Origin of the sequence: Streptomyces sp. NRRL S-378 (assembly GCF_000720645.1) — a bacterium.
Taxonomy (GTDB): domain Bacteria; phylum Actinomycetota; class Actinomycetes; order Streptomycetales; family Streptomycetaceae; genus Streptomyces.
The window spans coordinates 1-10252 of sequence record NZ_JOBX01000117.1; the positions used below are offsets into that span (position 1 = coordinate 1).

Sequence of the window (10252 nt, forward strand, 5' to 3'; positions counted from 1 at the left end):
CAACCGCAAACGCCCGTCCAAACGGGCCGGCAGCACCTCCCCCGCACCCGCATCAACCCGCGCACCCTCGACAACCGACATCGCCAGACTTCCTTTCGATCACGCAACGGTGTGTTGCGTCATCGACTCTGGACCGGTCCGAAGGGGTTACCCAGCCCTCTGGTTGTGCTGGCGCCGCGCAAGCTAGCACTCCCAGGGCCACCTTCCGGGGCAGCGTCCGGCGCCCTCCCCCGGCACACTGGAACGCATGGACACACCGACCGCTCTGGGCGAGTTCCTCCGTACCCGTCGCGCGCAGCTCCGGCCCGAGGACGTAGGGCTCCCGTCGCACGGCACCCGTCGGCGCGTGCCCGGGCTGCGGCGCGAGGAGCTCGCCCTGCTGGCCGGCGTGAGCATCACGTACTACACGCACCTGGAGCAGGGGCAGAGCACGAACGCCTCGGACAGCGTCCTCGACGCCCTCGCGCGTGCGCTGCGCCTGACCCCGGACGAGCACGCCCACCTGCACAACCTGGCCCGTCCGCCGCGCGCCAAGCGGGCCCCGTCCCCCCGCCCCGAGTACGCCCGCGCCACCACGCGCCGGCTGATCGGCGCGATGCCACAGGTCCCCGCCGTGGTCCTGGACGGCCGCAACAACGTGCTCGCCTGGAACCCGCTGGGCCATGCCCTGCTCGCCGGGCACCTGGACTTCGCGAGCCCCGACGATCCCGCCGTACGTCCGAACCTCACGCGGATGCTGTTCCTGGACCCGCACACGCGGGAGCTGTACACGGACTGGAAGAGCGAGGCCCGGGTCGCCCTGGCGGCGCTGCGCCTGGTCGCGGGACGCAATCCCGAGGACCGTGCGCTGGCCGAACTCATCGGCTCGCTCATGCTGCAGAGCCCGGACTTCGCCTCGCTGTGGTCCAAGCACCCGGTGCGGGACTGCACGGTCGGTACGAAGACCCTGCACCACCCGGTGGTGGGCCCGCTGACCCTGGACTTCGAGAACCTGCACCTGACCGACGGCACCAACCACCGGATGCTGCTCTACAGCGCCCCCGCGTCCTCCCCCTCCGACGCGGCGCTGCGCATGCTGTCGAGCCTGACCGCCGGAACGGCGGGTGCGGGCCGGGGTACGCCGGAGCCCGCGCCGGCGGAGGCCGACGCGGGCGGTGAGCGGTAGGACGGTGGGCTGCGGGGCGGTGGGACGGGGCGGGTCAGGGGACGGGCGGGTCAGGGGACGGGCGGGTCAGTCGCGGGGGGGCGCGCTGACCGGGGGCCGGTCCCCGGACGGGTCGCCGGCCGAAGCCGGTACGGAGGGCGTACGGGGCTTGGCGCGGCCGAAGCGGCGCATGGCGGGCATCTCCACGAAGCGGTAGAGGAGCCAGCCGCCGAGCAGGGAGGCGGTGAAGAAACCGGCGATCACCAGCAGGGCGCCCGGGACGCCGTAGGTGTTCTCACCGAGCAGCGAGCGCAGGTAGAAGATGGTGACGCCCTGGACGAGGTAGAAGCCGAAGGAGACCTCGCCGAGCCACACCATGGGCCGGCTGCGCAGGAAGGTGGTGCGGCCCTGGACGTCGGCGTGGGCGGTGGCACCGATGAGCGCGGCGACCGGGATGATCGTCGCGACGACGAAGCCGTACTGGAAAGGCGCGACGAGGGCGGCGGCGTAACCGAGAACCGTGAGGACGAGCGAGAGGCCGAAGCCGACGCGGCGCGGCCACAGTCCCGCGAGGACGATGCGGGCCAGCAGGATGCCGAGGACGAATTCGAAGAGGCGGCCGGCCGGCAGCAGGTAGCCGAACCAGAACTGCATCCCGGAGATGGGCGTGATGGTGGACTTCGGGGTGTCGGGGACGAAGTGGGTGGCGATCAGCTGGACGGCGACCATGCCGGCGATCATCGCGGCGCTCCAGCCCCACAGGGCGGTCCGGCCGCGGAGCGCCCGGATCGGGGCGATGAGCGCCGGGAAGAGCATGTAGAAGAGCAGCTCGCTGCCGAGGGACCAGCTGGGCGGGTTGACGCTGAGGTTGACGGTGGGCTGCGGCCACCAGGTGTGGATGAGGAAGAGGTTCGGGAGCCAGTCGGCGACGCCGGTGACGGCCGAGCCGGCGAAGAGGAGCATCGCGGCGGCGAAGACCACGATGTGGTTGGGGAAGATCTTCAGCAGACGGCGGCGGAGGAAGGCGGTGACGCGCTCGCCGGGCTTGGCCGCCCAGGCGAGGACGAAGCCGGAGAGGACGAAGAAGAAGGAGACGCCCAGGTAGCCGGCCTTGCCGAAGGCGGTGGAGAACCCGTCCGCGATGGTGGCGTCGGCGAAGGGGTTGATGGGGGCGTTGGGCGGGATCGGGGAGTCGGTCAGGGACGAGTGGAAGAAGAAGACGGAGAGGGCGGCGAAGAACCGCAGGCCGGTCAGTGAGGGCAGCTTCGCCCGCTTCGCGGCGTCGGAGGACGTCGTGGAGGCCACAGGGAATCGCTCTTTCGGAAGAGTGCGGAAGAGGTTTCGTGAGGGACGGCCCGCCCGGGCCGTGGTCCGCCGTGCGGCGGGACCGGGCCCGGGCGGTGCGCCGGACCCTCTCGGGGGGCGTCGCGGGGGCGGGACTGCCCGTCGGGGTTCGGGGGGTACGGGGCCGGGCGCGGGGCCGGTGAGGGCGCCGGACCCGGCGCGGCCGCCCCTACTGCTCGATCTGGTTGCGGTAGAGCATGAGCTTGGCGTCCTTGGCCACGTAGTAGTTCTGTACGGAGTACGCGATGGTGGCGAAGTCCAGGCGGCCGTCGCCGTTGAAGTCGGCGGTGGCGATGCGGGCGACGGACTCGTCGGAGACGCGCCACTTGGCCCAGATGCCGTTGGCGGCGTCGATCGCCTTGTAGTACATGACCCCCTGCCACGGCCACGGGCCGCGCAGCGCCACGAGGAACTCGTCGTCGCCGTCGCCGTCGAAGTCGGCGCAGACGATCTGGTGGCCGGGGCCCTCGCCGTTCTCGTTGGGGTCGCCGTACACGTCGAGCAGGACACGGTTCCAGCCCTGGCCGTCGCCGGCCTTGGTGTAGACGGCCACCGTGTTGCCGTGGAAGGGCTCGATGGCGGCGACGTAGGCCATCGGGTCGTCGCCGAGACGGCCTGCGTTGAGGTCGCCGCTGCCGCGGAACCCGGTCTGCTCGAACTGGGTGAGTTCGCCCGTGCCGATGAGCTCGCGGACCCACTCCTGGCGGTCCTCGTCGTAGTGGAGCCAGGTGACGCCCTCGTCGGAGGCCAGCAGCAGCGACTCCAGGTCGGAACCGGGGATCAGGCCCCGCTTCTTCTCGGCGCCGTGGATCATCCGGAAGTGACTGTCGTCGATGACGGTCATCTCCCATTCCTCCGCCGTGTGCACGTCGTCGGGCTGGGTGAACAGCACGACGGGCAGCACGGCGTGGACGTCCTCCTTGGCGACGATCGGAAGGCCGATGATCTGGAGCCGGTCGGTGCGGGTGAAGTGGCCGGCGCGCAGGCGGTGCATGCCGGTGGCGCGTCCGACGTAGTGGCGCTTCCAGCGGGACTCGTCCTTGTCGGGGGTGCCCGGATTCTCCAGCCAGTCGATCTTGCCGCCTTCGGTGTTGGCGTCGTGGATCGTGCCGATCGGGCCGTAGAGGTCGTAGCAGACGATGACGTCGGGGTGGCCGTTGCCGGTGACGTCGGCGTAGTCGGCGCCGACGGGCATCTTGATCCGGTCGGCTATCAGGCGGCGGGTCCAGTCGCCGTCGTTGGCGTACCAGTAGATCTCGCCCAGGCGGAGCCCGTAGCCGAAGAGGTCGGGCTTGCCGTCGCCGTCGATGTCCGGGGCCTCCAGCCAGTAGCCGTCGCGGAGCTGGTCGGCGACGACCTCGGCGGTGAACTTCGGTGCGCGCAGGGCGGTTTCGTTGGTGTTGCCGGTGGCGGTCACGAGTGGTTCTCCAGAGGGTTCGGGGTGGTCACGGGGAAGAGGGTGCGCAGCGCGCGGGGTACGGGGTGGTACTCGATGGCGAGCCAGATGCAGTCGGTGTCCGCCCGGTACTGGTGCCAGGGGTAGTGGTAGGTGCACTGGGGGCCGGTGGCGCAGAACGGGTCCGGGGTGGTGTAGCCGGGACTCATCAGGACGTCCTGGTAGAGCGAGGCGTGGTCCCGGTCGCGGAAGCGCTGCATCCGGCCGAGGCCGTGGACCTGGGTGTGGACCTCGATGAAGTCGTGCTGGTTGTGGACGGCGCAGTCGGTGCCGGCGGGCGAGAACCAGAGGTTGGCGCGGACGTTGAACTCGCGCAGGTCCGTGGGGTTCTCGCGCTCCCCCAGCACGTGGGCCGGGTCGAACAGGACGGTGTTGATGTCGTCCTGGGGGCTGCGGTGGAGGGCGGTCTCGCGGGGGAACTCGCCGGGGCCGAGGAGGTCGGCGAGGTGGGACCAGCCGGGTTCCTCGGTGATGCCGGTGATGTCGGTGCCGTCGGGGGCCGAGCGCAGCAACAGGAGCGCGTCGGCCTTCTCGATGCGGGTGTCGGCCAGGACGGTGGAGGAGAGCGGGGGGATGGTCTTGCGGGGCTCCTCCGCGATGGTCACGGGCGTCACACCGGGGTTGACGACGATGGTGCGGCCCTCGACGGTGTAGTCCACCGCGTCGCGCACGAGGTGGGCCCTGAGGTACGGGGTGCTGAAGTTCAGCGGGCGTTCGAGGGCGGACGGGGTGGCGCTCATGCGTGCTCCTCTCGGTCGGTCCGGGCGCGGGGTGCGGGCCCGGGTACGGGCTTCAGGTACGGGCGAAGTCGGCCGTGCGGGCGAGCTCGACGCTGAGCTCGTCGACGGCGTCGTCGGGGACGAAGGGTTCGGGCGCGGGGCCCATGCCGAAGAAGTGGGCGAGGGCGGCGACGGTGCGCTCGGTGGCCCGTCCGTCGCCGTACGGGTTGGCGGCGTTGGCCATCCGGTCGTAGGCGGCCCGGTCGCGCAGCAGCTCCAGGGTGTGGGCGACGATGCCCTCGGTGGCCGTGCCGACGAGGCATGCGGTGCCGGCGACGATGGCCTCGGAGCGCTCGGTGACGTCGCCGAGGACGAGCGTGGGCTTGCCGAGGGCGGGGCCCTCCTCCTGGCTGCCGCTGCTGTCCGAGACGATGAGGTCGGCGCGGCCCATGAGCTTGCAGAAGCTGAGGTAGGGCAGCGGGTCGGTGACGGTGATGCCCGGGTGGCTGCCGATGTGCGGCAGGAGTGCCTCGCGGACGACGGGGTTGCGGTGGAGCGGTACGACGACGCGTACGCCGGGCTCGTCGGCGATGCGGGCGAGGGCCCGGCCGATCTGCGGCAGGTGCGGCCAGGCCTCGCGGCGGTGCGCGGAGGCGAGGACGATCTGGCGCGGGTCGTCGTCGAGGTCGGCCAGGGCGGGGGCGCCGTAGCTCTCGGCGCGGCCGCTGGCCCAGCGCAGGGCGTCGATGACGGTGTTGCCGGTGACGGTGACGGTGTCGGCGGCGATGCCCTCGCGGAGCAGGTTCGCCAGGTTGCCGGGGGTGGGGGCGAGGTGGAGGGCGGCGACCTGTGCGACGAGCCGTCTGTTGCCCTCCTCGGGGAAGGGCGAGCCGAGGCGGCCGCTGCGCAGCCCGGCCTCGACGTGGACGACGGGGATCCGCAGGTGGAATCCGGCCAGGGCACCGGTGAGGGTGGTGGCGGTGTCCCCGTGGACCAGGACCGCGTCGGCGGGCGAGGCGGCGAAGTAGTCCTCCAGTCCCCGCAGCGATCGGTAGGTGACCTGGGAGAGGGTCTGCTTGGGCGCCATCACGTTCAGGTCGACGTCGGCGGTGAGGCCGAAGGCGTCGAGGGTGTCGTCCAGCATCTGGCGGTGCTGCCCGGTGGAGATCACGACGGGCTGGAAGCGCGGGTCGTCCTGGAGGGCGCGGATGACCGGCGCGAACTTGATGGCTTCCGGCCGGGTACCGAGGACTAAGGCGACGGAACGCATGGCTTCCTCTTCTTTCTGGCGTGTTGGGAATCGAGCCGTGGCATGACGGGGCAAGGAGGCGGCAAGGCGGTGCCGCGGGGAAGGGCGAGGGAGTGGCCAGGGGATCGGATCGCTCTGCGAGGGGGACCTTTTCGGCTGCCCTCTTTCCGGCCGATCACCAGCTTTCCCGGAGCCGCCCGGACAGTCAACGAACTCCCGCGGCCACTCGAACAGTTGGGCGGGAACGCAAGAAGCCCCGCACTCCGGGGGAGGGAGCGCGGGGCTTCTGAGCAGGGATGACGGTCGTGGGACCGCGGGCAGGGCCGCGTGGGGGACGCCGGACCGCCGGCGGTGACCCGCCGGCCGTCATCCGTCCGGGATCAGCCTCGAGCAGGCTTGATCGACATGGAGTGGCGGAAGAAGTCGGACGGGTCGTAGCGCTTCTTGACCTGCTGGAGGCGCGGGTAGTTGTCCTTGTAGTAGAGCGTCTGCCACGGCACCCCGGAGCGGTTGCGGCGGGGGTCGGTGATGTCGCGGTCGGGGTAGTTGATGTAGCAGCCGTCGGTGCTGTCGTCGATCAGGGGCACGCCACCGGTCGCCGAGAAGAAGTCCTCGTACAGGTCGCGCAGCCAGCCCAGGTAGAAGGCGTCCTCGCTCTCCTCCTGCCAGAAGGTCTGGAAGCACATCTTGAAGATGGACGAGCGCTGCGCGTTGGCCGTCGCGTCGGGGGCGACGGCGTTGACCTGGCCGCCGAAGGAGAACAGCACGAGCATGGTGTCGGGGTTCTTGAAGTCCGGCCGGCTCATGTACCGGTAGAGCGACGAGATCTGATGGTCGGTGAAGTTCTTGCGCATGTACGCGGACTTGTGCGCTCCGCGCGAGGTGGGGTTGGTGATGGTGGGGTTGTTGGTCCCGACGAGCCGGGTCGCCTGGAGCCAGGGCAGTGTCCTGGGCTCGGCGAACTGCGGCATGGCGGGCAGCTCGCCGGTGGCGCGGGTCAGCGCCCGGGGGGTGACGCCCGTACCGGCGGTGATGGCCGCCACGTAGTCGTCGAGCAGCCGGCGGGCGTTCGGGACGGTCGCGTCGACCTGCGTGAACATGCCCAGGCTGCCGTGGGCCTTGGAGCTGACGTTGAACAGGCTGGAGAGGTTGCGGTAGGGGCTGTCGGGGGCGCTGTGGGCGGCGTGCCAGGCCCCGAAGTTCTTCAGGAGCCGGGTGAACGTGGCCTCCGTCAGCTGTTCCCAGGGGAAGTCGAGGGCGCTCACGAGGACCTTCGACGGCGGCGATATCAGCTGCTCGGAGGGTTCGGAGCCCTTCGCGCCCGGGGAGCGGAACCAGTAGCGGGTCACCAGCCCGAAGTTGCCGCCGCCCCCGCCGGTGTGCGCCCACCACAGGTCGCGGTGGGGGTCGTTCTTCTCGCGGGTGGCGACGACGGTGCGGACTCCGCCCCTGCCGTCCGTGACGACGACCTCCACGGCGTAGAGGTGGTCGACGACCAGGCCGTGGGCCCGGGAGAGCAGCCCGTATCCGCCGCCGACGATGTGGCCGCCGGCTCCGACGCTGTAGCAGATGCCGCCGGGTACGGTGACGCCCCAGCCCTTGTAGAGGGCCTCGTACACGTTGATCAGACGGGCGCCCGCCTCGACGACGAAGGCGCGGCGTGCGGGGTCGTAGCCGACGTGGGTCATCTCCGAGAAGTCGATGATGACCTCGGTCTCGGGATGGGCGGCGAAGTCGGCGAAGCAGTGGCCGCCGCTGCGCACGGAGACCCGCTTGCCGGCCCGGACGGCGTCTCTCAGGGCCCGTTCGGCGTCCGCGGTCGAGCGGACCATCTTGACGTAGTCGGGGCGCGCGACGAAGCGCTGATTGTTGCCGGTGGTGAGCATCTCGTAGCGCGGGTCGCCCGGGCGTACGACGGCTCCGGTCCCGGCGGACGCGCCGGGCGCCGCGGAGGCGGCGGGGTTCGTGGCCGCCGCGGCGGGGCCGGCGAGCGCGCCTGCCACGGCCGCACCGCCGACGACGGCCGCGCTGCGGGTGAGCATGGTCCGGCGATCGACACCGTTCATGGGACTACCTCGACTTCTGTTCGACGATGGGGTGGGTGACGTGCCCGGCAAGGGAGTCGGTGGGCAGAGGGGATGCGGGGAGCGGGCGGGGTCCTCGGCCGGCCCCGCGGTCGAGCCGGCCGGAGAGGGCCGCGGTGCCCAGACCGGCGGCGGCCAGCCCGGCTCCGATCCAGGTCGGCGAGGTCCAGCCCAGGCCGTGGGCGACGGCGAGGCCGCCGAGCCAGGCGCCGAGGGCGTTGCCGAGGTTGAAGGCCGCGATGTTCGCGGCGGAGGCGAGGGCCGGGGCCCCGGCCGCCTGCTGCATCACGCGTGCCTGGAGCGGCGGCACCGTGGCGAAGCCGATCGCCCCGAAGGCGGCCAGGGTGACCGCGGCGGGCAGGGCGGCCCGCGAGGTGAAGGTGAAGACCACCAGCACCAGGCAGAGGCCGCCGAGGATGAGGTACAGGCTGGGCATGAGCGCCCGGTCGGCGGCCCGGCCGCCGAGCACGTTGCCCACGCAGAGCCCGGCACCGAAGAGGACGAGGAGCCAGGCGACCGCGCTGTCGGAGAAGCCGGCCAGTTCCGTCATCATCGGCGCGAGATAGGTGAAGGAGGCGAAGACGCCGCCGAAGCCGAGGACCGTGGTGGTCAGCGCCAGCCACACCTGGGGCCGGCGGAAGACGGCGAGTTCACCGCGCAGGGCCCCGCTCTGCGGCGCCGGCTGGGCGGGGACCAGGGTGATCAGGGAGAGCAGCCCGACGATCCCGATCCCGGTCACCGCCCAGAAGGTCGAGCGCCAGCCGAACTGCTGACCGAGGAAGGTCCCCAGGGGCACACCGAGCACGTTGGCGAGGGTGAGTCCGGTGAACATCAGGGCGATGGCGCTGGCCCTCCGGTCGGGGGCCACGAGGTCGGCGGCGACGACGGAGCCGATCCCGAAGAACGCGCCGTGCGTCAGGGCCGCGATCAGCCGCCCGCCCATGAGGGAGGCGTAGTCGCCGGCGAGCGCGCAGAGCAGGTTGCCGGCGATGAATATAGCCATGAGCACGACAAGCATGGTCTTGCGGGGAAGCCGGGCACCGGCCGCGGTCATCAGCGGGGCGCCGACGACCACACCCAGGGCGTAGCCGGTGACCAGCATGCCGGCGGAGGGGATGGACACGGACAGGTCGTCGGCCACCTCGGGGAGCAGGCCGACGATGACGAACTCGGTCGTCCCGATTCCGAAGGCACCGACCGCGAGGGCGAGGAGGGAAGCACGCATCGGCCGGGTCAGATCTGCCGCAGGGCGCCGCCGTCGACGCTCCATTCGGCGCCGGTGACCTGGCCCGCGAGGGGCGAGAGCAGGTACGCGATGACGCCGGCGACGTCCTCGGGAGTACCGATGCGGCCGCTGGGCAGTCGGCGCTCCTCGCGGATGAAGTGCTGCACGGCCTCGTCGGCGGGCAGGCCGAACCGCTCGCCGAGCTGGTCGGCGAAGCCGCCGGGGGCGTCGAAGAGCGCGGTGCGGGTGGGCCCCGGGGAGACCACGTTCGAACGTACCGCCCGTGCACCGAACTCCGCGGCGAGGGACTTGGAGAGGGAGAGCAGCGCCGTCTTGGAGCTCGCGTAGTCGACGATGCCGGGGTCGGGGTAGCGGGCGGCCTCGCTCGCCACGTGGACGACGGATCCGGCTCCCGACTCCAGGAGCGCCGGCAGGGCCGCGCGGGTCATGCGGACGGCGGAGTGGAAGTTGACCTCGAAGGTGTTCCACCACTGTTCGTCGGTCACGTCGAGGAAGCCGGTACGGGATTCCAGCGCGCCGACGTTGTTGACGAGGCCGTCGAGCCGGCCGTGGCGCTCGGCCACGGCGTCGGCGATGTGCCGGGCCGCGGCGGGGTCGGTGAGGTCGGCGGTGAGGGTGCTGACCCGGTCGCCGAGGGCTTCGGTGCTCCACGGCTTGCGGGCGACGCCGACGACGGTGGCTCCTTCGGCGGCGAGCAGGCGGACGGTCGCCTCGCCGATGCCGGACGACGCGCCGGTGACGAGGTACACGCGGTTTTCGATTCGGAGGTCCATCACGTTCCTTGAGAAGGAGGGAGGCGGCCCGGCACGGTCGACGGGAGCGGGTCGGACGACCGTGCCGGGGACGCTTCCCGGAGGGAGGGGATCTCTTCGGCCGGCGGTTCAGCCGGCTGCCGCGACGTCCTTGGCGGCCTTGGTGCGGAGGAAGAGGACGGTGGTGAGGATCCCGACCACCACGATCGCGGTGTTCACGATCACCGCGGTGGTGATGCCCGCGTGGATGTCGGTGTT

Annotated in this window: 8 protein-coding genes; 1 reads left to right on the plus strand and 7 read right to left on the minus strand. The window is 71.6% G+C overall.

Features of this window, described 5'->3' with window-relative positions; translation table 11 throughout:
• Nucleotides 1–247: 247 nt before the first annotated feature.
• The gene (locus IH80_RS0137330) at nt 248–1165 is read left to right on the plus strand and encodes a helix-turn-helix domain-containing protein (RefSeq protein ID WP_051810344.1); all 918 of its coding nucleotides are present in this window, start codon (nt 248–250) and stop codon (nt 1163–1165) included.
• Between the two features lie 66 nt (nt 1166–1231).
• Here IH80_RS0137330 and IH80_RS0137335 read toward each other — a convergent pair whose 3' ends face one another.
• The 7 genes from IH80_RS0137335 to IH80_RS0137365 all read right to left on the minus strand — a co-directional run bounded on the left by IH80_RS0137335 (nt 1232) and on the right by IH80_RS0137365 (nt 10015).
• Nucleotides 1232–2449 carry an acyltransferase family protein gene (locus IH80_RS0137335; RefSeq protein ID WP_030966337.1) on the minus strand — a complete coding sequence of 406 codons (1218 nt, stop codon included), beginning with the start codon at nt 2447–2449 and terminating at the stop codon, nt 1232–1234.
• Between the two features lie 208 nt (nt 2450–2657).
• Nucleotides 2658–3905, minus strand: coding sequence for an FG-GAP repeat domain-containing protein (locus tag IH80_RS0137340; RefSeq protein WP_030966339.1), 1248 nt, complete (start codon nt 3903–3905; stop codon nt 2658–2660).
• Nucleotides 3902–4684 carry a hypothetical protein gene (locus IH80_RS0137345; protein ID WP_051810345.1) on the minus strand — a complete coding sequence of 261 codons (783 nt, stop codon included), beginning with the start codon at nt 4682–4684 and terminating at the stop codon, nt 3902–3904. The genes IH80_RS0137340 and IH80_RS0137345 overlap by 4 nt, the downstream gene beginning before the upstream one ends.
• 52 nt (nt 4685–4736) lie before the next feature.
• A complete protein-coding gene (wecB, locus tag IH80_RS0137350) occupies nt 4737–5933 on the minus strand; it encodes a non-hydrolyzing UDP-N-acetylglucosamine 2-epimerase (RefSeq protein WP_030966341.1) in 1197 nt (398 codons plus the stop codon).
• Nucleotides 5934–6292: 359 nt separating this feature from the next.
• Nucleotides 6293–7978, minus strand: coding sequence for an FAD-dependent oxidoreductase (locus IH80_RS0137355; RefSeq protein ID WP_030966342.1), 1686 nt, complete (start codon nt 7976–7978; stop codon nt 6293–6295).
• Between the two features lie 4 nt (nt 7979–7982).
• Nucleotides 7983–9221 (minus strand): MFS transporter, encoded by a 1239-nt coding sequence (locus tag IH80_RS0137360; RefSeq protein WP_078906955.1) that lies wholly within the window; start codon nt 9219–9221, stop codon nt 7983–7985.
• A gap of 8 nt (nt 9222–9229) precedes the next feature.
• Nucleotides 9230–10015 carry an SDR family NAD(P)-dependent oxidoreductase gene (locus IH80_RS0137365; RefSeq protein WP_030966344.1) on the minus strand — a complete coding sequence of 262 codons (786 nt, stop codon included), beginning with the start codon at nt 10013–10015 and terminating at the stop codon, nt 9230–9232.
• Nucleotides 10016–10252 lie beyond the last annotated feature (237 nt).